General features: G+C 64.1%; 19 protein-coding genes and 1 pseudogene. 5 read left to right on the forward strand and 15 right to left on the reverse strand.

All coding sequences use genetic code 11. The annotated features are described in order from the left end of the window. Positions 1–386: 386 nt before the first annotated feature. From argE to ACT9T4_RS23590, 7 genes are all read right to left on the reverse strand, one after another. Positions 387–1,550 (reverse strand): acetylornithine deacetylase, encoded by a 1,164-nt coding sequence (gene argE, locus ACT9T4_RS23560; protein WP_499119240.1) that lies wholly within the window; start codon positions 1,548–1,550, stop codon positions 387–389. Continuing rightward, positions 1,543–2,220 carry a DUF1028 domain-containing protein gene (locus tag ACT9T4_RS23565; protein WP_499119241.1) on the reverse strand — a complete coding sequence of 226 codons (678 nt, stop codon included), beginning with the start codon at positions 2,218–2,220 and terminating at the stop codon, positions 1,543–1,545. The genes argE and ACT9T4_RS23565 overlap by 8 nt, the downstream gene beginning before the upstream one ends. Positions 2,221–2,230: 10 nt before the next feature. Then, positions 2,231–2,656, reverse strand: coding sequence for a RidA family protein (locus tag ACT9T4_RS23570; RefSeq protein WP_042554711.1), 426 nt, complete (start codon positions 2,654–2,656; stop codon positions 2,231–2,233). After that, positions 2,656–3,957: a flavin-containing monooxygenase gene (locus ACT9T4_RS23575; RefSeq protein WP_499119243.1), complete on the reverse strand. Its 1,302-nt coding sequence runs from the start codon at positions 3,955–3,957 to the stop codon at positions 2,656–2,658. The genes ACT9T4_RS23570 and ACT9T4_RS23575 overlap by 1 nt, the downstream gene beginning before the upstream one ends. A 174-nt stretch (positions 3,958–4,131) precedes the next feature. Next, a complete protein-coding gene (locus ACT9T4_RS23580; RefSeq protein ID WP_499119245.1) occupies positions 4,132–5,667 on the reverse strand; it encodes a sensor domain-containing diguanylate cyclase in 1,536 nt (511 codons plus the stop codon). A gap of 331 nt (positions 5,668–5,998) precedes the next feature. Beyond that, positions 5,999–7,498 (reverse strand): aldehyde dehydrogenase family protein, encoded by a 1,500-nt coding sequence (locus ACT9T4_RS23585; protein ID WP_042554715.1) that lies wholly within the window; start codon positions 7,496–7,498, stop codon positions 5,999–6,001. A gap of 383 nt (positions 7,499–7,881) precedes the next feature. Then, on the reverse strand, positions 7,882–9,210 hold the full coding sequence (locus ACT9T4_RS23590) for an alginate export family protein (RefSeq protein ID WP_499119247.1): 1,329 nt from the start codon (positions 9,208–9,210) through the stop codon (positions 7,882–7,884). A 388-nt stretch (positions 9,211–9,598) separates the two neighbouring features. Between ACT9T4_RS23590 and ACT9T4_RS23595 the strand changes: the two genes are divergently transcribed. The 3 genes from ACT9T4_RS23595 to feaR all read left to right on the forward strand — a co-directional run bounded on the left by ACT9T4_RS23595 (position 9,599) and on the right by feaR (position 12,768). Further along, positions 9,599–11,098 (forward strand): APC family permease, encoded by a 1,500-nt coding sequence (locus ACT9T4_RS23595; protein ID WP_499119249.1) that lies wholly within the window; start codon positions 9,599–9,601, stop codon positions 11,096–11,098. Beyond that, a complete protein-coding gene (locus tag ACT9T4_RS23600; RefSeq protein WP_179539865.1) occupies positions 11,079–11,654 on the forward strand; it encodes a DUF3156 family protein in 576 nt (191 codons plus the stop codon). Before ACT9T4_RS23595 ends, ACT9T4_RS23600 begins: the two co-directional genes overlap by 20 nt. A gap of 157 nt (positions 11,655–11,811) precedes the next feature. After that, a complete protein-coding gene (gene feaR / locus ACT9T4_RS23605) occupies positions 11,812–12,768 on the forward strand; it encodes a transcriptional regulator FeaR (RefSeq protein ID WP_499119251.1) in 957 nt (318 codons plus the stop codon). Between the two features lie 44 nt (positions 12,769–12,812). Here feaR and ACT9T4_RS23610 read toward each other — a convergent pair whose 3' ends face one another. The 7 genes from ACT9T4_RS23610 to ACT9T4_RS23640 all read right to left on the reverse strand — a co-directional run bounded on the left by ACT9T4_RS23610 (position 12,813) and on the right by ACT9T4_RS23640 (position 20,016). Beyond that, entirely contained in the window at positions 12,813–13,580 is a 768-nt protein-coding gene (locus tag ACT9T4_RS23610; RefSeq protein WP_499119252.1) for an SDR family oxidoreductase, read from the reverse strand. Further along, a complete protein-coding gene (locus ACT9T4_RS23615; RefSeq protein ID WP_042554721.1) occupies positions 13,577–14,374 on the reverse strand; it encodes an SDR family NAD(P)-dependent oxidoreductase in 798 nt (265 codons plus the stop codon). Before ACT9T4_RS23615 ends, ACT9T4_RS23610 begins: the two co-directional genes overlap by 4 nt. Continuing rightward, complete coding sequence (locus ACT9T4_RS23620) at positions 14,361–15,182, reverse strand: molybdenum cofactor biosynthesis F family protein (protein ID WP_042554722.1); 822 nt, start codon at positions 15,180–15,182, stop codon at positions 14,361–14,363. Before ACT9T4_RS23620 ends, ACT9T4_RS23615 begins: the two co-directional genes overlap by 14 nt. A gap of 90 nt (positions 15,183–15,272) precedes the next feature. Beyond that, the gene (locus ACT9T4_RS23625; protein WP_499119254.1) at positions 15,273–16,712 is read right to left on the reverse strand and encodes an amidase; all 1,440 of its coding nucleotides are present in this window, start codon (positions 16,710–16,712) and stop codon (positions 15,273–15,275) included. Positions 16,713–16,772: 60 nt separating this feature from the next. After that, the gene (locus ACT9T4_RS23630; RefSeq protein ID WP_499119256.1) at positions 16,773–18,002 is read right to left on the reverse strand and encodes an MFS transporter; all 1,230 of its coding nucleotides are present in this window, start codon (positions 18,000–18,002) and stop codon (positions 16,773–16,775) included. Between the two features lie 10 nt (positions 18,003–18,012). Further along, positions 18,013–18,942 carry a SphA family protein gene (locus ACT9T4_RS23635; protein WP_082045825.1) on the reverse strand — a complete coding sequence of 310 codons (930 nt, stop codon included), beginning with the start codon at positions 18,940–18,942 and terminating at the stop codon, positions 18,013–18,015. Positions 18,943–19,005: 63 nt separating this feature from the next. Then, positions 19,006–20,016 (reverse strand): helix-turn-helix domain-containing protein, encoded by a 1,011-nt coding sequence (locus ACT9T4_RS23640; protein ID WP_042554975.1) that lies wholly within the window; start codon positions 20,014–20,016, stop codon positions 19,006–19,008. A 491-nt stretch (positions 20,017–20,507) separates the two neighbouring features. Between ACT9T4_RS23640 and ACT9T4_RS23645 the strand changes: the two are divergent. Both ACT9T4_RS23645 and ACT9T4_RS23650 read left to right on the forward strand, forming a co-directional pair. Further along, positions 20,508–20,780 (forward strand): annotated as a pseudogene (locus ACT9T4_RS23645) (methyl-accepting chemotaxis protein); the annotation flags it as partial. 108 nt (positions 20,781–20,888) lie between these two features. Then, on the forward strand, positions 20,889–21,980 hold the full coding sequence (locus ACT9T4_RS23650; RefSeq protein ID WP_231570193.1) for a substrate-binding periplasmic protein: 1,092 nt from the start codon (positions 20,889–20,891) through the stop codon (positions 21,978–21,980). A 72-nt stretch (positions 21,981–22,052) separates the two neighbouring features. Here ACT9T4_RS23650 and ACT9T4_RS23655 read toward each other — a convergent pair whose 3' ends face one another. Continuing rightward, positions 22,053–22,724: a helix-turn-helix transcriptional regulator gene (locus ACT9T4_RS23655; protein WP_042554725.1), complete on the reverse strand. Its 672-nt coding sequence runs from the start codon at positions 22,722–22,724 to the stop codon at positions 22,053–22,055.

Below are 22,724 nucleotides of genomic sequence, written 5' to 3' on the forward strand. Positions count from 1 at the left end.
CACGAAGTCACTCTCTCCTCTGTGGGAGCGGGCCATGCCCGCGATTTCGCGCGCATGGCGCGCTCCCCCATAAAAGGGCCAATCGTGGTTGGTGCACGGTGGATGGGTGAAGCGTCGGCTACCCTGCGATTCGCTCGTAGGGTGGCGCTTCAGCCCACCGTTGCGGGGTTGGGTTCGCGCGGACTCGCGGGGTTTTGGTGGGCTGAAGCCCACCCTATGCCACGAAGTCACTCTCTCCTCTGTGGGAGCGGGCCATGCCCGCGATTTCGCGCGCATGGCGCGCTCTCACATAAAGAGGGCCAACCGTGGTTGATGCACGGTGGACGGGTAAGGCGTCGTCCACCCTAAGCTACGCTCTCTTCTATACCCCATCGAACAACCGGGAATCACAGCGGCTCGCGCAGGTAATCCGCCAGTCTCGAGAGCATCGCATCACACCCCTGGAGCTGTTCCACGCTGACGAACTCGTCGGGCTTGTGGCCCTGGTCCATGCTGCCGGGGCCGCAGACCACGGTGGGGATGCCGGCGCCGTCGAACAGGCCGCCTTCGGTGCCGAAGGCCACGGTGCCGAAATCACTCGACCCGCAGATCCTCGTCAGCAGGCGCGCGGCCTCGCTGTCGGGCGGTGTGGCAAGGCCGGGGTAGGCGCTCAGCGCTTGCAGGCGGATGTCGCTGGCGGCGCTCACCGCCTGCATCTTCGGCAGCAGTTGCTGGGCGGCGTATTTCTGCAATTCATCCGCCACGCTCTGCGCGTCGAAGCCCGGCAACGCGCGCACCTCGAAATCGAACTCGCATTCCGCTGGCACGATGTTCAGCGCGCGGCCGCCCTTGATCAGGCCGGTCTGCACGGTGGAGAAGGGCGGGTCGAAGCGCGCATCGTGGTGCTCGGGCTGTGCCAGGCGCGCGCCGATGTCTCCCAGGTGGCCGATCAGCCGCGCCGCGTACTCGATGGCATTCACGCCGTAGGGCGCGTACGCCGAATGGCAGGCGGCGCCATGCACTTCACAGCGCATCGCCAGCTTGCCCTTGTGGCCGAGCACGGGCTTGAGTTCGGTGGGTTCGCCGATCAGGCACAGGGTCGGTTTGTGCGGGCGTTTTTCCAGCTCGGCGAGCATGGAACGCACGCCGAGGCAGCCGACTTCCTCGTCGTAGGAAAACGCCAGGTGCACCGGCACTTGCAGCGGGCGTTGCAGAAACCCCGGCACCGCTGCGAGCACGCAGGCGATGAAGCCTTTCATGTCCGCCGCACCACGGCCGTACAAGCGCCCGTCCCGCTCGGTCAACTGGAACGGGTCGAGGGTCCAGGTCTGGCCATCCACTGGCACCACATCGGTGTGGCCGGACAGCACCACGCCGCCACGATCCTTCGGGCCGATGGTGGCGAACAGGTTGGCCTTGGTGCCTTCGGCATTGTGGAACAGCTCGCTGTCGACGCCGAACCCTGCCAGGTAATCGCGGACGAAGGCGATCAACTGCAGGTTGGAATCACGGCTGACCGTGGCGAAGCCGATCAGCCGCTCGAGCAGGGCGCGGCTGCTGGGCTCATTCATCACCCGGTACTCCGTAGCTTGGCGCGGTCGTCGGGTCGAGGGCGCGGGTCAGGTAATCCTGCATCTGCGGCCGGTAAGCCTGCCACAAGCCATCCAGCTGACCGATGGGGTCATCGTCGGCCCAGTCGACCCGCAGGTCGATGATCGGCCAGACCAGATCGCCCACCACCTTGAGCGCGGCCGAGTGCACCGGGCCGGCTTCGCCGCCAGCGGCCATCGCCCCGTGCATGGCCGCGAGCAGGCGGTCAGCCAGTTGCCCGCTGGCATTCTCGAATGCCTCGACCATGGCCTGGATCACCGCTTCGCCCGACAGCAGATTACCCGCCGCCACGCACTGATCACCGGCCACCGCGTTGTACAGCCCCAGCGCTTCCTTGCCGCTGAACAGCGCAGTGCGGCCATGGCTGTCGATCACCGTCACCTGGCGGTACTGGCTCCAGCCATTGGCGCTCAGCGCGCGCTGCAGGGCGTCGTCCGGTTCCAGCGTCTGTTGCTCCAGCAGGTCGAGAATCTGCGGGCCGAGGGCGGGCAGGGTGACGTTCTGGGTGGCCACCGCCCCCACGCCGGCACGCAGCCAGGGGCAGCGCGCGCCCACGGCAATGCTCGACGAGCTGATGGCGATGCCCAGTTGCCCGGTTTCCGGGCAGCGCCCGACGATGGAAAAGGTCATGCCTGCCTCCTCATTTGGCTTGCCAGTCGTCCGGGATCACGGCGATCACGTCGATTTCCATCAGCCACTGCGGTTGACCGAGGGCCGACACCACCAGGCCGGTGGAGATCGGGAACACCCCCTTCAGCCATTTGCCGACTTCCTTGTACACCGGTTCGCGGTAGCGCGGGTCGATCAGGTAAGTGGTGGTCTTGACGATGTGCGAGAGGTCGCTGCCGGCTTCTTCGAGCAGTTGCTTGAGGTTCTTCATCGCCTGTTCGGTCTGCGCCTGCGGGTCGCCAAGGCCGACCAGGTTGCCGTCGAAGTCGGTGCCGACCTGGCCGCGCACGTACACCGTGTTGCCGGCGCGCACGGCCTGGCAGAGATCATTGTCCAGGGACTGGTTGGGGTAGGTGTCCTTGGTGTTGAACATGCGGATACGGGTATGAGTGGGCATCATTTGACTCCCTGCAGGCGAGTGATGGGGGCGTCTGCCTGGCGCTGCGCGGCATCGCGATAGGCGGTGTACTTGCGTTGCGTGGCGATGTGATCGGCGACGTGCTTGGCGTCGTGCCACACGCCCCAGATGAACGACGAGCCCCGGCGCGACAGCCACGGCAATCCGAGGAAATAGATGCCCGGCTCACGAGACACGCCGCGCTGATGCTGCGGCTTGCCGTTGGCGTCGAAGGTGTCGGCCTCCAGCCAGCTGAAGTCGGTGGCGAAGCCGGTGGCCCAGATGATCGACGTCACGCCGGCTGCGATCAGGTCCAGTTCGCGCAGCGGCTCGGTCATGCAGGCTGGATCTGCAGGGATTACGCGTGCCTCTGGTTCCTCCGGCAGATCCAGGCCGTTGCGGGCGATGTAAGCATCCGCGGCATCGAGCAGCGCCAGGTAGTTCTCGTCACCACGGCGGACGTTATCGACCAGGTCGTCGGCAAACTGCACCACGCCGTTTTCGAACGTGCGGGTCAGGCCGACCAGCGTCATGCCTTCATGGGCCAGCCGGCGGAAGTCGATGGTCTTGCCGCCGCCGGCGCCGCTGACGGCGATGGTCACGTGCTCGCGGCCGGCCTTCGGGGTTTCCTGATCCCATTCGCCGAGCACGCCCAGCCACCAGCAGAAATCCCGGTCGCGATAGCTGCGCGGCGGGCGATCATGGGCGCCGACCGACAGGTACACCTGGCGCCCGGCCTGCATCAGCTCATCGGCGATCTGCGTGCCCGAGGAGCCCGCGCCCACCACCAGTACCGCACCGGCGGGCAACTGCTGAGGATTGCGGTATTCGGCGGAGTGGATCTGCGTCAGGCGCTCGTCCTTAGGGGCGATGGCCGGGATAACCGGGCGCTGGAACGGCCCGGTGGCAGCGACCACGCGGTTGGCCTCGATCACCCCCTGTGAGGTTTCGACGGTGAAACCGGGGCGATTGGCATTGCGGCGGACCTTCTTCACTTCCACGCCGGTGCGAATCGGCGCGTTGAAGGTGCGCGCATAGGCTTCGAAGTAGGCGGCTACCTGCTCCTTGGCGGGAAAGGCATCCTCGTCGAGGTCGAATTCCAGGCCGGGAAAGCGGTCATGCCAGGCCGGCCCGTTGGCCACCAGCGAATCCCAGCGCATGGTGCGCCAGCGTTCGGCGATGCGGTCGCGCTCCAGCACCAGATGCGGTACGCCCAGCTTGCTCAGGTGCTCGCTCATCGCCACACCGGCCTGGCCCGCGCCAACCACCAGGGTGTCTATTTCGATCTTCTCGACAGTCATCTCTATGTTCCTCTGAAGGAGGCCGGGTGCCTTTCGGCCAAGGCTGGCCTTGGGGCACTTCGCGCAAGCCGCTCGTGCATTGAGGCCATTGTGTTCAGAGGCAGGGGATAGCGAAATTAGCGTTTTTGTAGTCGTTGACCAGCAAAAAGCTGGGCACCGCCGCACGGGGCGGCATCAGGCAGGGGCGTCGCCGGGCATCACCCGGTTGCGGCCAGCGCCTTTGGCGGCATACAGGGCCACATCGGCAGCGGCGACCAGGGCCGCTGGCGTCGGCAAATCCCGCCCCGGCACGCAGGAGGCGACGCCGATGCTCAAGGTCAGCGTGGCGTAGGGCGAGCCCTCGTTGGCAATCGCCAGCGCCTCGACATCGGCGCGGATGCGCTCGGCCACGGCCAGTGCCGGCGCGCTTTCCGCGCCCGGCAGGATCAGCGCCAGTTCCTCGCCGCCATAGCGTGCGGTGGTATCCGCGCTGCGCTTGGCGTGGCGCTTGAGCACCGCCGCCACCTGCCGTAGCGCCTCGTCACCGGCCGGGTGGCCGTACTGATCGTTGAAGCGTTTGAAGTAATCCACATCGACCAGCACGAAGGACAGCCACTGCCCCTGGGCCGCCGCCGAGCTGAACGCCGCCTGCAGCGCTTCATCCAACCGGCGCCGTGTGGCCAGGCCGGTGAGGGCGTCTTCACCGGCGATGATCTCCAGCGCCTGGTTGGCCTCCGCCAGCTCCCGGTGCATGCCCTTCAGGCTCGCCTCCATCTGGCCCTGACGCATCAGCGCACGCCAGATCAGCCAGGCCAGCGACACGAATAGCAGCAACACGATGCCGCTCAGCAACCACGTCTGCCGGGCGCGGTTTTTCCAGGCCTCTATCGCCTGCTCTTCGGACACCGCCGCAGCCACCACAATCGGGTACTCGGCGCTGGAGTCGAAGCCATAGATGCGCCGAACGCCATCGAGGATCGCCGTCAGCACCATGCTGCCGCGCGTCACGCCATCGTCGTTGATCATGCGCAGCACCGGGCTCTTCGAGACGTTGACCGCATAGTTCTCGGGCGCCATCTGAGACCGGGCGAGGATGGTGCCGTCGCGTTTGACCAGGCCGATCACCCCTTCGCTACCCAGGTCGATGGTCTGATAGAAGTCCACGAAGCGCTCGATCACCAGTGTCGCCAGCACCACGCCGCGAAACTCGCCGTCGGCCTCGTTGAGGCGCAGCGACAGCGAAATGACCCATTCACCGGTCATGCGGCTGCGAATGGGCGCGCCAATGAACAGGCCATGGTTCGCGTTCACGCGATGCAGGGCGAAGTAGTCCCGGTCGGCGGCGCTGTAGTTCGCGTTGGGTTCGGGGATCGTGGTGATCAGTGCCCGGCCATCCGTCCCAATCACGGTAAAGCCTTCGACATCACGCAGCACCCCCAGCTGGACGCGGGATACCTCCAGCACCTCATGCAGGTTCTGCGCGTTGTAGCCGGTAATCTCCAGCTTGCGCTTGATGCCGATCAGCACCGTGTGTGCATCGCGGATCGTCGACTCGGCCTGCCGGGTAAGCGCCGTCGACAGGTTCTGCATATCGTCGACATGCTGTTTCAGCGCCTCGCGCTTGTCCCATTCGACCTGCAAGTAGGTCAGCGCCAGAAAGGCAACGCCCACCACGAGGGTCATGAGCGCGACCAGGCGCCTGAGGTGACCGATTTTCGAAGTCTGACTCATCGAGTGTGCAGGCCCGGCTTAGGCAGTGTTGCTCGTATCGCCCTGCGCCATTGGCGGACTCGGCGGGATAGGCTGCGTTAGATGAACGCGCTGGTTCACCTAATGATAGAGGGCTATGCGGTAATTATGAATGGCTTGGCTGCAGGCTGGCAGTGCGCGCTCGAATTCCGTGAGATGGCGTCGTTGTGGCTTGTCGTGCAGGCCAGGCGATACTGCGATCCGGGCGGCGCGAGGGGAGAGTGGCGGATGGACACAAACAGCATTTTTTTCATGAGGGTCGGCAAGGCTACAGGCTGTCGCAAGTGCTGGAGCCTTACCGACGTCGTCAGGGTCAGTAGGTGATGCAGACCGACTTCGTCTCGGTGAAACCTTCGATAGCGGCTCGGCCAAACTCCCGACCGATACCAGACTGCTTGTAGCCGCCGAAGGGAAGGTTGGGGTCTACAGGTACGTGATTGTTGACCCACACGGTTCCGGCTTCGATACGCGGGATCAGATCCATCACGCGGCCCAGATCATTGCTCCAGATGCTTGCGGTGAGGCCATAGCGGCTGTCGTTGAGCATGTCCAGTGCCTGCTCGACATCGTCGAACGGCAGCACCGAAAGGACCGGTCCGAAGATTTCTTCCTGCACCGAGGTCATGTGCTGCTGCAGGTTGCTGAGTACCGTGGGTTGCACGAAGTAACCCGGCAGGTCTGGCTTGCCGCCGCCCGTAGTGAACTGCGCACCTTCCCGGCGGGCGATGTCCAGGTAGCGCAGCACGCTATCTTGCTGCTTGCGCGAAACCAGAGCATTGATCTGCGCGTCGGGATCCATGCCAGCGCCGATCTTCAGCGCGGAAACCTGGGCGGTCAGCGCCTCGACGAAATCCTTGTGACGGCTGGCATGCACGTACAGGCGTGAGGCGGCTGCGCACACCTGACCCTGGTTGAGCAGGCCGCCACCGATGGCACCGGCTACAGCCTTGTCGATATCGGCGTCAGCCAGTACCAGCATGGGGTTCTTGCCACCCAGTTCGAGGGTGAAGCGGGTCATGTTGTGCAACGCCGCTACGCCCACTTGCTTGCCCACCGCGGTTGAGCCGGTGAACGACACCTTGTTGACTTTCGGGTGCGCGACCAGTGCCGCTCCGGCCTCCGAACCCTTGCCAATGAGTACGTTGAACACACCTGCCGGTACACCGGCCTCGATGGCCAGCTCGGCCAGGCGCAGCGCAGTCAGTGGCGTCTCGTCGGCGGGCTTGATGATGATGGTGTTACCGCAGGCCAGGGCTGGCATGACCTTCCACAGGGCGATCATCAGCGGGAAGTTCCACGGCACGATACCGGCGATCACCCCGGCTGCCTCGCGGCGTGTATAGGCGTTGAAGCGCGCCCCGGCGGGGACCGGAATCGATACGTCCAGAGTCTGGCCCTCGATCTTGGTCGCCCAACCCGCCATGTATCGCATGTAGTTGAGTGAGGCACCCACTTCGACGGCGCGTGCCAGGTGGATCGACTTGCCCTGATTGAGGGTTTCCAGTTGGGCCAGCTCTTCACCGTGGGCTTCGACCAGATCGGCGAAGCGCAGCAGAATGCGCTCGCGCTGGGCCGGTGCCAGGCCGCTCCATATCCCGGATTTGAAGGCCTGCTGGGCACTCTGCACGATGAGCTCCACCTGATGGGCATCGGCCTGCTGTACGCGGCTGATCACTCTGTTGGTGGCCGGATTGAAGAGATCCTGGTGCGCGCCGGTGCGGGGCTGGCGCTGTTGCCCGTCGATGAACGAGGCATGGGTTCGTGCAAGAAAGGCCTCGACGCTGGCAAGAGTATCGATCTGGGAAGTTGTCACGGGCGGCTCCTGAAACTGGGCAGGTTGATAATTCGCCGATGGCGATCACCTGCTCAGCATAAGCAGGGGCGCCCGAGGTGACTTGACTCTGCCTGCCGGGGTGACATGACTCTGCGTGCATACGCTGGCGATCCGTGAGGCGAGCGGCTGGCCCGTGTCAGAGAGAGGCAAGGCGCGTGGCAAACAGGAGCAAGCGCAGAGTCGCCCGGCTCGTCATAGTCATGGCGTCGCTGCCGCGTGGTGGTTGCGGCGATGTTGGTCCACGTCATTACGCATCTCTTTACCGCCGGCTTGGTCTCTGGCGGTTTTTTTTGCCTGTGCTGCACGCTGCAAAGAAGAACGCCGCGGCATAGCCACGGCGTTGAGGGGCATCGAGGTTATCGTCAGAACGGTACGGCCACCACCAGTTGGCTGTAGACGTTGGTGCCATTGCCGCCTACCTGATTGCCGCCGCTGCGTTCATCCTTGCTCGGCTGGTACAGGCCCAGCAGCGGGCTGATGATCAGGTGCTCGCTGACCGCCCATTCGGCATAGATGTCCAGCTCCCGGGCATCGAGGTTCAGGGCATTGCTCTTGTGCAGCGTATTGAAGTCGAAGTACAGGGCGCCGAGGGTCAGGTTCTCCAGTGGCGTGACCTTGAAACCGACATGATGCACACCGGTGTTGCTGTTGAAGGGGCCTGAGTAGTTGGCCGCCACCTCGCCCTGGAACCAGGTGCCGTAGCCCGAACTCAGGCCATTGAACAGCGAGTCCCAGCTTTCGGAGTAGCGGCTGTAGCGGTAGGTCAGCTTGGGTGCCCAGGCGATATCGGCGAAGGTATAGCCGGCTTCGGCGTACCAGGCTTTCTCGATGCCGGCCTCCTTGTCCTGCCAGGCGTATTCGAAGCCGAAGCTGGCGTTCTCGATACCGGCGTCGCCTTCACCGCGCAGGCTGTACACATCCATGCCGTCGCGTTGTTGCTGGAATTCGCTGGCCCACTGATCAGTAACGTCGAGCCCGTGGATCCAGGTCAGGCCGAGGGTGCCGGCCTTGGTGGTGTAGTCCAGGGTTCCGGCAGCCAACTCGGTTTCCGCCTGGGCACGGTTGTCGGATTTCAGCCACAGCACGCTGCCATGCAAACCATCCTGCCCGCCGAGGCGCAGTATGGCCGTGCGATCGAAGGCATGGCGGGCAGCGAGGTAATAGGCACCACCGCGATTCAGAGCGCCGTCGGCCGGGCCGTTGCCCAGGTTGGGGCCGTCATCGTTGAGCAGGAAACCGCTGCCGATCTTGATGATCTGGCGGCCAAACGAGGCATCCACGCCATCCTCGCCGAGCAGCGGGAAGAGGTTCGCCGAGCGCCAGCCCAGGTAGGCTTCCTCGATCTTGGTGGTGCGCTCGGAGCCGTCGGTGTTGCCGGCGGCATCGCCATCGCCCCAGGTACCCGAGCTCACCAGATTGAAGGCGCCGTAAGCCGTGCCTGCACCGGCAAGGCCCTGGTCACCGCTGATGCCATATTTGATGAAGCCTTCGCGCCAGGTCGAGCCACCCGCGGTGCCGTCGTAGTTCTTGCGGCTGTTGAACCAGCCGTAGACGGCCAGCAGATCGGCATTGAGGTGGGTGTCGTCGTCGGCGTATAGCTCGTACGCGTTGACGCCCTGGCTGGTAGCCAGCGTGGCGATGCTCAGGCAGATGGCCTGGGCCAGTGTTGGACGGCGGGTTGGTTGCGCCATGACGAGTGCTCCCCTGTTGCTGTTATCTGTATCCGGAATTTCTGCCGTTCCGGGTTGGCAGTAGTCTGCTGGCAGCGCAGCAGTTGCGTGCCTCGACGGGCCATTAGTCACGCCCGTGGGGAGCCACGTCTTGTCTGTGGCTGCCAGCGTTGTTGACCGCGATGGCCAGCGGGAGGTGTGGGGATGCTGGATGTCAGGCAGCAACAAGAACAGCGGCAGCCAGGGGCAAGACGACCTGCAGGGGCGGGCGCAAAGTGTCCCGTACTGATCGCTGCAAGCGTTATGTGGTTGGTGATGTGTGCGGTGATCAGGTCGGTCGATCCGCTCACGGTGCCGCAAGAGTGCCGAGAGCCCTAATAATTAAAATCTGCTTTCGAGGTCCACGACGATGTCGACCCACGACAAACTTCATGAGCATCTGAGCCGAGGAACCGTGGGGTTTCCCACGGCCCTCGCCAGCACCATCGGGCTGATCATGGCCAGCCCGGTGATCCTCACAGCCACCATGGGCTTCGGGATCGGCGGCAGCGCTTTCGCCGTGGCGATGCTCATCGCGCTGGTGATGATGCTCGCGCAATCCACCACGTTCGCCGAGGCGGCTTCGATATTGCCCACCACCGGCTCGGTGTATGACTACATCTCCTGTGGCATGGGACGCTTCTTCGCCATTACCGGCACCGTCGCCGCCTACCTGATCGTGCATGTGTTCGCCGGGACGGCGGAAACCATCCTGGCGGGGGTCATGGCGCTGGTGAACTTCGAGCACCTCAATACTCTGGCCGACAGCGCTGGAGGCTCGTGGATGCTGGGCGTGGGATTCGTCATCGTCTTCGGCATCCTCAATGCCTTCGGTGTCAGCGTGTTCGGCAAAGCCGAGGTGGTACTCACCTTCGGGATGTGGACGACCTTGATGATCTTCGGTGTACTGGGGCTGTTGTCGGCACCGGCTGTGGCGCTCGAGGGTTGGTTCGGGGCATCACTGGTGGGCACCGATTTGCTTACCGTCCTGTCGCTGGTGGGCATGGCCATGTTCATGTTCGTCGGCTGCGAATTCGTCACCCCACTGGCTCCTGATTTGCGCCAGTCGCACAAGACCATGCCTCGGGCCATGGCTCTGGGGCTTTTGGGTGTCGCCTCCTGCATGTTCATCTACGGCGCGGCGATGAAGCGCCAGGTCGAGAACGTCCTGCTCGATGAGGCCAGCGGCGTTCATCTGCTGGATACGCCCATGGCCATTCCGCAGTTCGCTCAGCAGGTGATGGGGGATATCGGCCCGGTGTGGTTGGGTATCGGCTTTCTGTTCGCCGGGGCCGCGACCATCAATACGCTGATGGCCGGCGTGCCACGCATCATGTATGGCATGGCGGTGGATGGCGCATTGCCGAAAGTCTTCGCTTATCTGCATCCGCGCTTCAAGACGCCACTGGTGTGCATCGCCGCAGCCATGCTGATTCCCTGTGCGCATGCCGCCTACCTGGGGGGCAATACGGATCATATCGTGCCGCTGATCCTCGCCGCGGTCTGTGCCTGGGGAACCGCCTACCTGCTGGTCACCCTGTCGGTGGTGATCCTGCGCATTCGCCGCCCGGATCTGCCAAGGGCCTACAAGTCACCGTTCTTTCCGCTGCCACAGATCGTTTCCAGCGTGGGCATTCTCATCGGTCTGTGGTTCATCGCTCCGCCAGGCATGGAGCGCAGCGACGTCTACGTACCATTCGCCATCATGCTTGGCCTGACCGCCGTATATGCCCTGTTCTGGACGGTCGTGGTTCAGAAGGTCAATCCGTTCCGCCCGGTGCCGGTCGAGGAAATCCTGGAAAAGGAATTTCGCAACGAATCGGGTGTGCACATCAGCGAGTCCTACGCCCATGCTTCGAAGGCTGTCTGATTTCTTCGCCAGGGCCAGTAGCCCCTCCGGCTATCGGCCGGGGGTAACGCTGGAGCACGTGCGTCGCAACCTGGCCGGGCTGGGCTTCGAGAAGCTGGACGGCACCCGGGGGCGTTTCGACGTTCCCGATGCGGGACTGCAGTTCGAGGCCCATGAGCGCACTCATTCGGAGCTGCTCATGCACCTGGTGCTGACCGACTTCGTGCTCAGCGTACCGTCGTGCAAAACCGAGCAGGCCAGGCTGGAGCTGCGCCACAGTGGTGCGATCAGGCGCGCCGGTATCGTTGCCCAGCGTCGCGTTGGCGATGTGCAGGCGGTGGAGGCCGCCATGCTGGCTGACGAGGCGCTCATGGGCGCCCTGATGCCGCTGGATTTCAAGCGCCTGCAGATCGTGCGCAGCGATGGCAACTGGCACGTGTCCCTGGAGCACATGGCCGCCAGTGAGGTGGTCAACCGCATGCCGAGTTTTCGCCGTTACATCCGCCTCGACGACCGTCAGCGAGGCGCGCTGATCGCCGCCCTGAGCCACCTGCAGCGCATCCTGCGCAGGCATTGAACGCGCCGCTGCTCCGCACGGCGCGCATTCGTTAACCTCTTATCGAACTGGCATCGAATCTGCATATTTTGCTACAGAGGAATCCCTGTTGCGCCTCTATCGATAACATGTTAACTATTTAGCGACAAAAACAAATCAGCATCCCCCGGAGGTGCGTATGAACGGCCAGCTCATGGCTCACGAAGGATTGGAGGGTTGGCAAACCGCCCTGCAGGCGATCTGCGGTCAGTTCGAGACCCAGATGGCGTTCAACCGATCCCTGTTCATCGGGGAAATATCGCTGCAGTGTCATGCCGGCCTGCCGATGGCCCACCTGCGTACCAATGCGGGGCTGATCGCCCGAAATTCGATCAAGGCCGATCACGACAATGACCAGAGCTGTTTTCTGGTCAGCCAGCGCAGCGGCTTTTCCCAGATTTCCCAGGATGGCACCAGCATCCAGCTGGCGCCGGGCGACCTGCTGCTGATGGATTCCGTGGGCTCCTGCGAGATCACGCCATTCGGCCTCATCGAGCATGCCTCGCTGTCCTTGCCGCGCCACGAGGTCGAGCGTGTGCTCAAGCACGCCAAGTTCGGCAAGATCAGCACCGCCAGCCCCAGCGGCAAGATGCTGCACATGCTGGTCGATCAGCTCTGCCGAGAGCCGGAAAGCGAGTATGACCAGGGGGGCGAGAGCGAGGCGCTGCGAACTGCGTTCATTTCCCTGCTGGCCCCTGCGCTGTCGCAGGGCTACAAAGAAGCCCTGCCGGCCGACGCACTGCATGGCGCCAATCTGCGCAGCTACGTGCAGAAGATCATCGACGAGTCCCTGACCCAGCCCAATCTCAATCCGGTAGGGCTGGCAGGGCGCCTGAATATCTCCGTGCGCCACCTGTATCGGCTGTTCGAAGAGCAGAACGACAGTGTTTGCCGCTATATCCAGCGCTCGCGCCTCAAGCGCAGCGCGGAAGACCTTTCCAACCACTTCCTGCGCAGCGAGTCGATCACCTCGATCGCCTACAAGTGGGGTTTCACCGACTCGGCGCACTTCAGCCGTGCCTTCAAGAAGCACTTCCAGTTGTCGCCCAAGGAATATCGCGCCATGGCGCTGATGGAGACGGCAGGCGCCGCCTGACGCCGCCACCGCGTATCCGACGCTCGGCGGATACGCGGCTGGCATCATGCGCAAAGGGTCGCCAGGGTTTCCGGCAAGGTGGCGCCGCCATCGACGATGATGGTCTGCCCGGTGATATAGCGCGCAGCGTCCGAGGCGAGAAACAGCATGGCGCCGGCGATGTCCTCCGGTTCGCCCAGGCGCCCCAGTGGAACCGCCGCAGCGATACGGGCGGCGAGTTGGGCGTCGCCCAGATTATCCATCGCCGGGGTACGGATCATGCCCGGCTCGACACCATTGACCCTCACACCCTGCTTGGCCAGCTCCAGAGCGGCGCTGCGGATGAAGCCGTTGACCCCAGCCTTGGAGGCGGCGTAATGGCTGAGCCCGGGATAGGCCACGCGGGGGCCGGTCACCGATGAGGTGACCAGTACGCAGCCGCTGCCTCGCTGGGTGAACAGTGGCAGAGCGCCCTGAGTCAGCCAGAACAGCGCGCTGAGATTGACGGCCAGGGTGCGTTCCAGCGTTTGCGCATCGATATCGGCGAGTGCTGTCAGCGGAAAGTAGCCTGCGTTATGTACCAGTATGTCGAGCTGCGCGAGGTTGCCCAGCAACTGCAGAGTCGCCTCGCGATCGGCGAGATCGAGCCCGCGTGCCGTGACGCTATGGCCCTCTGCGCCCAGGCGCTGCGCGACACGTTGTGCCGTCGGCAGATCGAGGTCGACGATCAGCACCTCGGCGCCAGCACGGGCGAAGCCCTCGACGATGGCCGCGCCGATTCCCTGAGCGCCCCCGGTGACCAGTACGTGGCGCCCGCTGAAGTCATGATTCATGTGGTGATCCCCATATTGGCGAAGGCGAGCGTCGGCACGTCGACGATGCTCGAGCCACCGTCGGCGACGATGCAGGCTCCGGTGATGATCGATGCCAGGTCGCTGATCAGGAAACGGCAGACATTGGCGATTTCATCGGGTGTGGCAGGGCGTCGCAACGGAACGTTGGCACACACGCGGGCATAGGCGGCATCCAGATCATCGCCATGGTGCTGCATCAGTGGCTGCATTTCCGCATCGGCCATCGGCGTGCGCACCCAGCCTGGGCAGACGCAGTTGACCCGAACGCCAACGGCGCCGTAATCGTTCGCCAGGGAGCGGTTGAGGCCGAGCAGCGCGTGCTTGGCCGTGGTGTAGCCGCAGACCTCGGGGCCTGCAGCGAGGGAGGCGATGGAACCCAGCAGCACGATGCCGCCGCGCCGCTCGATCAACAGGGGCAGGCACGCCCTGGCGCTATAGAAGGCGCTATCCAGGTTACTGCGCAGTGCCGCTTGCCAGGTCGCGTCGTCCGTATCGGTCACACTACCCAGACCGTGCCCGCCGGCGCAGGCCAGCAGGGCGTCGACACCGCCGAAGCGCTCGCGAATCCGTCCGATGAAGCCTGCCCAGGTTTCGCTGCTGGCCGCGTCGCCGACCAGCACCAGGCCACCGGTTTCCTCGGCGACCCGCTGCAGCGGCTCGGCGCGTCGGCCGATCAGCACCAGATTGGCGCCTTCGCCCGCCAACTGACGGGCGCAGGCTTCGCCTATCCCCGTGCCAGCTCCGGTGATGACGACGGTTCTAGTCATCGCCATGCTCCGTGTGGTTGAGCAGGTCGCAATAGGACGCTACCGGGAAATTGGACAGGGTCTCGAAGCCGTCACCGGCGTAGCCGAAGATCTTGCCGTCGCTGCGATGGTTCTTGAGGTCGATCATCACCAGGCCCAGAGTTGGGACGATCTTCTCGCGCCAGACGAACAGGTACAGCTCATCGGTGATCTTGTAGTAGTGACAGCGGTCGGTGTCGCACAGGCCCTGCTCGACGCCTTTCAGGCACTGCCAGGCGTAGTAGTTCTGATTGAGGTAGATGTGTTCGTAGACCTCGGTCGGGCTGTAGCGATAACGGTTGCGGATGCCGACCAGTTCATCGGTTGGCGCATGCGGGCAGGCACCTTCGCGCCAGGGACGATCCAGCGTGCCATGGAAAAACGTCGCTTCGACGCTGGTCAGCGGTTTGCCAGCCAGCGCGCGGGCGTACAGCCCTTCACGGGTTTCGGTGGCGCTCGGCAGTTTGCCGATCACGGCGGTAAAGGACTGGCTGTGGGTATCCAGCACCAGGCTGATCGACCAATCCTGACCCCGCTCGTTCTTGAGAAAGTCGACCAGATAGATGCCTGGGCGGATCGACGTGGCGCGGTAGCTGGCGCTGCCCGTGGAGTGGCCATCGGCGGCATGCCAGTGCAGTCGCTCGGCATCGAAGCGATGCGCGATCTCCCAGCCGTTTGCGAACAACAGCGTGAAGCTTTTGCCAGCCAGCTCGGCGAGGTTCGGCAGGATGAATGCTGCAGGGGCGAAACCGTCGGCCAGGGCGCCTACGGTGATCCAGTCGGATGTCGTGCTCATGATGATCTTCCAGTGGGTTGCGGGAAGTCCATGTTGCGTTGGCCGAGATGCGGCGGGTATCAACCGGATGGTTGATGCCCGCCACCTGTTTCAGCCGTGCAGCGCGTTGATCGGCGGCACGCGTGCCGCCCAGGGTTGGGCCTGTTCGAGCTGTGCCGCCAGCGCGAGCAGGGTGCCCTCCTCGGCGAAGCGCGCGGCGAAATGCGAGCCGATGGGCAGACCGTCCGGCGTCCAGTACAGCGGTACCGACATTGCCGGCTGGCCACTGGCATTGAACAGTGCGGTGAATGGCGAGTAACTGTGGAAGTGCTCGATCAGCGTGGCCAGATCGATACTCTCGTCGAAGACATCCAGGCTGCCGATCAGCGGTGGCTCGCGTGTCAGGGTAGGGGTCAGCACGATGTCGTAGTCGACGAAGAAGTGCGCCAGCCTGCGGCCAAGGGCGTGGATGCCTTCAACGGCGCTTGCATAGCGGGCACCGCTGACACCGCCCTTTTCACGCAGGATCACCCGCGTCCGCGGCTCCAGTTCCTCATTGACCACTGCCCGCCCACGCATCTCGCCGACCAGGTCGAGGTAGCTACGGGTACCGGCGCCGATCACGTCGAATACCTGATCGAGAAACGCCAGTGGCTCGACCGGCAGCACCGCCGGTTCTACATGGTGGCCCAGGGACTCGCACAGTCTTGCCGTATGGCGAACGGCGGCAAGCGCTTGCGGGCCGCTGCTCCAGGGCGCCAGGTTTTCCACCAGGGCGATGCGCAGTCGACGCCGTGGCCGGTGCAGACTGTCGACGAAGGGACCGTCCTGCCAGGGTGCAGCGTAAGGGGCACCCAGGTCGGCACCTGCCGTGATGTCGAGCAGCGCAGCGCTGTCGCGTACCGACAGGGTGATCGCATGGGGTGTGCCCATGCCGGCCCAGCCTTCGCCCACCAGCGGGCCGCTGGGCATGCGACCACGACTGGGCTTGAGGCCGAACACGCCGCAGCACGAAGCCGGTACCCGCAACGAACCACCACCATCGTTGCCGTGGGCGAAGGGCACCACCCGTGCAGCCACCAGTGCCGCTGCGCCGCCACTGGAACCACCCGAGCTGTGTGCTGGATTCCAGGGGTTGCGGGTGGCGCCGAAGCGGGTCGACTCGGTGGTGTACGAAGTGCCGAATTCCGGCGATGTGGTGGTGCCGATGAACTGGCAGCCAGCCTCGCGCAGACGTCCCACCACGGCGTCGTCCAGGCCCAGCCTGGATTCGCCGAGCGCCAGGGAGCCGTTGCTCATCCGCGCTTCGGCGAGTGGCGAAAAAAGGTCCTTGATCAGCGTCGGTACACCAGCGAGTGGCCCATCGACGGGAGCTGCGTTGCGGGCGCTGTCATAGAGCTTTTCGGCTACGGCATTGAGCTGCGGCTCGACCTTTTCCAGGCGGGAGATACTGGCTTCGAGCAGTTCGTTACGGCTAATTTCGCGATTGCCGATCAATTGCGCCAGGCCGGTGGCGTCGTGTCGATCCATGAGGGCGTGGATGTCTTGCATGGTGATCCTCGAACGATGATGGCCACCATGGGCAGTGCCCATGGTGGCGATGGAGGGTATTCAGAGGTGAGTGCCGAGTGCGTCGTGGCGCGGCTTGAACAGGGCCGCCAAGGTCCATGCTGCGGCTGCCACCAGGCTGGCGATGGCCAGCCACTGGATGGCACTTCGCAGGTCGTGGCCGAAGCCGCCGAGCATGGCCACCACCAGCGGGCTGACGAACTGGCCGATGTACAGGCAGGCCGTGAAGATGCCCAGGCCCCGGCCGCGGGTACTGGCGCTCAGGGCGTTCATGACCGGTGCCATGGCGTTGGGTACCAGCAAGCCTGCGCCGAGACCGTGGATGGTCACCGCCAGCAGAACCTCCTGGTAACTCTGCGCCCGCAACAGAAGCCACAGCCCCAGGGCCAGCAGCGTCAGCAGTAGAGCGTTGCAGCCGGCGATGCCCAGGGTTCTGCGCAGCACCGGCCAGGTCAGCGAGCCGCCCAGGGTCGCCAGCAGGCCGAGCCCGGCACAGGCACCGATCATCGTGCTGGAGGTGACGCCCATGCCGACCAGCAGGATGGGGGTCTGCACGGGCACGATGAAGTTGAGGATCATGCCGCCGAGAACCAACAGATAACCGACCAGCAGGACGGGGATGGAGACCTGCTCATCTCCTTCGCGGGTGATGCTCGTGGTAGCTGTTCGCGATGGTTCCCAAAGCACGCGGATCATCGCTGGAACCAGCAGCAGCGGTAGCAGGTACAGGTAAAACGGCAGGCGCCAGGAGTGCTCGCCGAGTATGCCGCCGAGCACGAAGAACAGCGCGCCGACCAAACCGATGGTGACCACCTGCAGGTTGACGAAGTGCATGCGCTCCTCGCCACGCCAGTAGTCGGCGATCAGGGTCGCGCAGCAGGTCATGATCGCGGCCTCGGCGCAACCGAACAGCAGGCGTGCGCCGACGATGCTGGTCAGGTCGTTGAGCAGTGCCGGTACCACACCGAGCACTGCGTACAGCAGCGTGGCGACCACCAGCAGTGCCTTGCGCCCGACCTTGTCGGCGAGCCAGCCGGCAAGTGGCGCGACAATGGCGATGGCCAGTGCCGGGCCGGTAACGGCCAGGGGAACCAGCAGGTCTGCACGTGGATCAACCGGGCCGAACTCGGCGCCGAGTTTGGGCAGAATCGGGGCGACCATTACCGCCCCCATGATGGTCAGGCTGCTGCCCAGCAACAGCACAACCCCTTCACGACGACCGCTGGCCTGGCGTGACGGCGCCACCGCGGAAACGGATTGTTCTATGGACATGGTGATGGCCTCAGAAACTGTGGGACATGCGCAGGGCGATGGTGTGGCCTTCGGCGCGGTTGCGGGCGCCGAACTCTTTGTAGGCGTGCAGCCACACCGGCGGTAAGCCGGGTTTGAAGAAGCTCACAGCTGGGCCGACCGCCAGCACTCGTGCACGGTTGCCGTGATCCAGGTTGGGGCCGTCGTCGTCAGTCAGTTGACGGTAGTAATAACCGCCAAGGCCGACCGTCCATGGGCCTACGTGCTGACCAACCGCGAACTCATGGCGGTACTCGACCCCATTGCGGTAGTCGGTGGCATGGTTGCGGGTGTTGAAGTCCAGCTGGAAGCTTGAGGAGGCTTCGAAGCCGGTATCGCTGATCCAGGTGGCGTTGAGCAGTGGCGAGACTGTCCAGTGGTTGAGGCCCGGCGATATCAGTCGATCTTCGTCGTAGTCACCGGTGGGGGCCTGGACCTGCAACTGGCTGTTGACGAACAGGTTGCGCGACAGGTTCCACTGCAGGATCAGCGGTATCACCTGCAGGTCCGCCTGGCGGAACACTTCCTCCTGAAAGCGCAAGGGGCCGAACGGCGTGTTGACCTTGAGGCGCGCGTCCATCTGGAAGAACGGCATCACCGCGCCGAAGCCGTACTGGGCGCCGAACAGTTGCTGGTCGGTCATGCGGATGTAGGCCAGACCGACCGACAGGACGTCCAGGGAAAAGGCGTTGTCGGCCTTGTCGCCGTGACGATCCTTTTGAACGTTGGCCGAATAGTACGCAGTGCGAATGCCCAATGTGCCGAACGGCGTGGCTGGCGGCGACATACCGGCACCGAAGTCGTAGACCCCGGCCGGTGTAGTGGGGGCACCGTTCTCGGTGGCTTCTGCAGGTGCTGAGATAAGTAATGGAAATAGCAGCAAGCCTGAGGCGATCAGCGGCGATTTTCTTTCTGTGTGCATGGAAAACCCCTTTCTTATGTTGGCTGGTACGGGCTCCAGCCTAGGGGCTCTCAATGGCGAGCGTTATCCGATTTCAGCACAGACGCCACGTGCCCGGCGCAGGGTGTCGGAAGGGCGTTCGCCGAATAGCTGGCGATAATCCGTGGCGAAGCGGCTGAGGTGCCAGAAGCCCCAGTTCGCCGCTACTGCCTGCACCGAGTCGGTGCCGTTGCCCTGACGCAACTGGCGATGCACGGCGTTCAGCCGCAGGGCCCTCAGGTACGCCACCGGGTTGGTGCCCAGGGTTTCCTGAAAGCAGTACTGCAGCTTGCGTCGGCTGGCGCCAATCTGGTTGCACAACTCGAGAATGTTCAAGGGGCGGTCGCAGTTGGCCAGGGCGTAATCGCGGGCGCGGTCGACCATGCGCTTGCGGGCGCTGAGTGGCAGCGGGTGATCGTCTTCGCTGTCCATCAGTTCCAGCAGGTGCATCAGAATGGCATCGCGTATGGCGCCGCGGATGGTGATGTGATCGAGCAGCGCCGTGCCGTTGCCATACTGATCGAGCACGTCACCGAACAGGCGGACCAGCTCCTGCTGATTGGCGTCGCTGAGCAGTCGGTAGCATTTGGGCAAATGCTTCAAGTCGAGCTCGCGCTGCTGGCGCTGCAATGCCTCCTGCAGCGGCTGCTCGTCGATGGCGATGCAGATCAGGTCCAGGCCGCCCGGTACGCGCAGCTCCGGCAGTTGCTCGGAGCGGGCCACCAGCAGGCTGGGTTGATGGATCGAGTGGCCGGTGCAGTGAAAGTGCGGGTCTGCGCTTAGCGGCATGCTGAAGGTGATCGCACCGGGCCAAGCCGCACCATTCTTGACCATCGCCTGGCTGGCACGGTCGCGAATCAGTTGCATGCCACTGAGGTGGATCTCGGTCAGCTCGCCGCTGAATTGGCCGGCGCCGAGCTGGTCGTAGCGCAGCTGCCAGCCTTGCAGGCTCTGGGCATGCTCCTCGATGTCCTGGGTTTGCCGGTAGTGCACGAGGTTGTCTGCGATGGCAGCTACGGATCCGGGATTACTGCTGACGACGGCATGACTGTGCATTTTCGAAACCCTTTCACGACGACCGCTGATATTGCCGTGAACAGGCAATTTTCGTTCCTTCGGGCTGTTGAGGAGCGAGCTTTGCCGAAAACGGATAAAGCCCGCCAGCGCAGGGCTGTAGCCTGGCAGTCAGGGCCAAGAACAGTGGCAAGGCGGAACAAGCATCGGTGTCCGGCAGCGCGTAAGAAAGGGCTCGCCAATCACCCTGGGAGCGTCTCGTCATGCTTAGAAGCTGGTTCAACAAACCGTCACCGCAGGACAGTGCGGTGCCTGTGATTGTTACCGAAGTACCACTTGCACCGCCGAGCGCGACACAGTGGCTGTCGCGGCGCCTACTGGAACTGCTGAGCAGTCTTACCGGCGCTGTCGCCACGGGCTTGGACAGCTCCCGTCAGGCTTGTATCGAAATTCACCGCAGGGGCCAGCAAATGGAGCACGCATTGGCCGACTCGGCCGGGCACATGAGCCAGAGCAGTGCGTTGGCCGAAGCCATGCAGCGGGCGTTGAGCGAACACCTGCAGCAGGTGGAGCGCGATATTCGTCAGCATCTGGATGACGTGGCCGTGCAGATCACCACCAAATCCGACGAGGTGATCACGGTGCTGAGCGACATTGGCGATATCGCCAAGCAGGTCAACCTGCTGGCGCTCAACGCGGCCATCGAGTCGGCCCGGGCCGGGGAGGCAGGACGGGGGTTTGCAGTGGTTGCCGACGAGGTGCGCAAACTGGCGCAGCGCACTCTGCTCAGTGCCCGCGATGCGACCGAGCGCATGGACCTCAGTCACCTGCAGAAACGCATGAACAGTGTGTCGTCCCATAGCCAGGGTAGCTTCGACCTGCTGACTCGCCGCCTGAACGATTCGCTGGGGCAGATGAACGCACTGTTCGCCACCGTCAGCGGTAACGTCGAAGGGCTGCAGCAGACCAACCGGGTTATTTTGGAAAGTGCCCCGCAGCTGGAGCAGCGGTTGGGCTACCTGCTGGGGCTTGCCGAGCGTGCCGCCAGCCTGGGGCGCGGCGCCGCACAGGTGCTGGTCAAGGATGCTGCGTTGCCGGAGCAAGGCCTGCAGCGGCTGCTTGCCGAGCAGCACATCGCCATCCGCCCCGATCAGGATCGCCTGGCCGACGTGCTCCAGCGTGGCCGCCTGCGGGTGGCCATCGAGCCGCAGCTGGTCGGTTTGTCGTTTCGCCAGCGGCCTGGCGAACCGTTGCGTGGCATGGATGCCGATTACGTCAGAGCCTTCGCGCATTGGCTTGGCGTCGAGGTGGAGTTCGTCGAGTATGGCTGGGAGCAGTGCATGTCGTTGCTGGCCTTTGGCCGTCGCCCGGCAGAGGCACCTGCCGACCTGATGTGGAGCGCGCTGCCTGCTTCGCCTGTTTTCGAGGATCTGGCGTTTTCCCGCCCCTACAGTTTCGCTCCGCTGATTCTCGCGCGGCGCAAGGGTGACGAGCGCATCGGCGGTCTGGCCGACCTGCAGGGGCGGGTGCTCGGTTGCGGAAACGATCCCGTGGCCCTGGAAACCCTGGCCCAGCTGGGTGTGCGCTGGTCCGCCAATCGCCACCTGCCCGGTGGCCGTGTCGAGCTGGCCAATCTGATGGTGTTCTCCGATCAGACTCGTATCCACGACGCCCTGGCTGAAGGCGTGGTGGATGCCTTCACCGTCGAGCGACCGATCTATCACTGGGCCGCTACCCATCGCCAGAGCCGCTGGTTCGGCAAGCTGGACATATTGCCGCAACCGCTTGGTGATCGACTTTGGTGCTACAGCGTCGGGGTGGCCAGGCGGGCGGAAAACGCCAGGTTGCTGGCCAAGGTCAATGAGTTCCTCGTGCAGTTCCAGGACAGTCCGCGGCGCAAGGAAATCGAAACCAACTGGCAGGGCGGAGCACTGACTCCACCCGCGGGCAGCTTCGAACTCAAAGGTGTTGTGGATGCCAGTGAGCTGGCCCGTCTACCGTGCTGAGAACGATCAGGCAGGCGACCCGAATCCGCGGCGCCTGCGACGGGTTAGGGCCCCGGCAGCCCAGGCCTGGTTTCAGAGAAACAGGCTGCTGATCAATTCGGTGCGGTTGCTCACACCGAGCTTGCGATAGAGATGCAGCAAGTGCGTCTTGATCGTCGGCAGCCCAAGGCCCAGCTGGCGCGCGAGGAGTTTGTTCGGCAGGCCGTCGCGCAGCAACAGGGCAAGCTCGCGCTCCCGCGGTGTGAGCGCCTTCAGGCGATCGCCGGCACTCTGTGGCTGGCTGCGCGCAGCCAGCTCCATCAGACCATGCAGGGGCAGCAGGCACTGCAGTTCTTCGGGGCGAAAAGGCCCCAGGTGGGCGCCGCGCAACAGCGAGACGCCAGCGCTCGGCTTGCCATCGACATGGGCGATGATTTCCACCACGTCCACCACGGCGTGGTGCTGCAGGAAGCGACGGTATTTACGGTTGTCTGCCTCGCTCTGCTGTGCCAGGCCCGTGCGCAACGGTACCACCGGCAGGCCGGCTGCCTGGCAATGGTCGGGGCGTAGCGGATCGACATGGCGGTAGTGGCGCAGATAGGCATCGTGCATGGGTTCGAGCATGTCCAGCAGGATGAAGTCGTACGCCTGCAGGTGTGCATCGATACGGTAGAACGCACCTTGCGAGGCGGGCACCACCTGGCGGAAGGCATTGAGGCAATGGCGACCGAAGTCGCCGCAGGACCCGCTGGCAGGTGGATGCAT

The organism is Pseudomonas sp. SZ40 (assembly GCF_052958135.1).

Excerpts from the sequence above, each read along its gene's own strand:
- argE (WP_499119240.1), bottom strand. The coding sequence starts at position 1,550 with ATGAATGAGCCCAGCAGCCGCGCCCTGCTCGAGCGGCTGATCGGCTTC.
- ACT9T4_RS23565 (WP_499119241.1), bottom strand. The coding sequence starts at position 2,220 with ATGACCTTTTCCATCGTCGGGCGCTGCCCGGAAACCGGGCAACTGGGC.
- ACT9T4_RS23570 (WP_042554711.1), bottom strand. The coding sequence starts at position 2,656 with ATGCCCACTCATACCCGTATCCGCATGTTCAACACCAAGGACACCTAC.
- ACT9T4_RS23575 (WP_499119243.1), bottom strand. The coding sequence starts at position 3,957 with ATGACTGTCGAGAAGATCGAAATAGACACCCTGGTGGTTGGCGCGGGC.
- ACT9T4_RS23580 (WP_499119245.1), bottom strand. The coding sequence starts at position 5,667 with ATGAGTCAGACTTCGAAAATCGGTCACCTCAGGCGCCTGGTCGCGCTC.
- ACT9T4_RS23590 (WP_499119247.1), bottom strand. The coding sequence starts at position 9,210 with ATGGCGCAACCAACCCGCCGTCCAACACTGGCCCAGGCCATCTGCCTG.
- ACT9T4_RS23595 (WP_499119249.1), top strand. The coding sequence starts at position 9,599 with ATGTCGACCCACGACAAACTTCATGAGCATCTGAGCCGAGGAACCGTG.
- ACT9T4_RS23600 (WP_179539865.1), top strand. The coding sequence starts at position 11,079 with ATGCTTCGAAGGCTGTCTGATTTCTTCGCCAGGGCCAGTAGCCCCTCC.
- feaR (WP_499119251.1), top strand. The coding sequence starts at position 11,812 with ATGAACGGCCAGCTCATGGCTCACGAAGGATTGGAGGGTTGGCAAACC.
- ACT9T4_RS23610 (WP_499119252.1), bottom strand. The coding sequence starts at position 13,580 with ATGAATCATGACTTCAGCGGGCGCCACGTACTGGTCACCGGGGGCGCT.
- ACT9T4_RS23615 (WP_042554721.1), bottom strand. The coding sequence starts at position 14,374 with ATGGCGATGACTAGAACCGTCGTCATCACCGGAGCTGGCACGGGGATA.
- ACT9T4_RS23620 (WP_042554722.1), bottom strand. The coding sequence starts at position 15,182 with ATGAGCACGACATCCGACTGGATCACCGTAGGCGCCCTGGCCGACGGT.
- ACT9T4_RS23625 (WP_499119254.1), bottom strand. The coding sequence starts at position 16,712 with ATGCAAGACATCCACGCCCTCATGGATCGACACGACGCCACCGGCCTG.
- ACT9T4_RS23630 (WP_499119256.1), bottom strand. The coding sequence starts at position 18,002 with ATGTCCATAGAACAATCCGTTTCCGCGGTGGCGCCGTCACGCCAGGCC.
- ACT9T4_RS23635 (WP_082045825.1), bottom strand. The coding sequence starts at position 18,942 with ATGCACACAGAAAGAAAATCGCCGCTGATCGCCTCAGGCTTGCTGCTA.
- ACT9T4_RS23640 (WP_042554975.1), bottom strand. The coding sequence starts at position 20,016 with ATGCACAGTCATGCCGTCGTCAGCAGTAATCCCGGATCCGTAGCTGCC.
- ACT9T4_RS23650 (WP_231570193.1), top strand. The coding sequence starts at position 20,889 with ATGAACGCACTGTTCGCCACCGTCAGCGGTAACGTCGAAGGGCTGCAG.
- ACT9T4_RS23655 (WP_042554725.1), bottom strand. The coding sequence starts at position 22,724 with ATGCATCCACCTGCCAGCGGGTCCTGCGGCGACTTCGGTCGCCATTGC.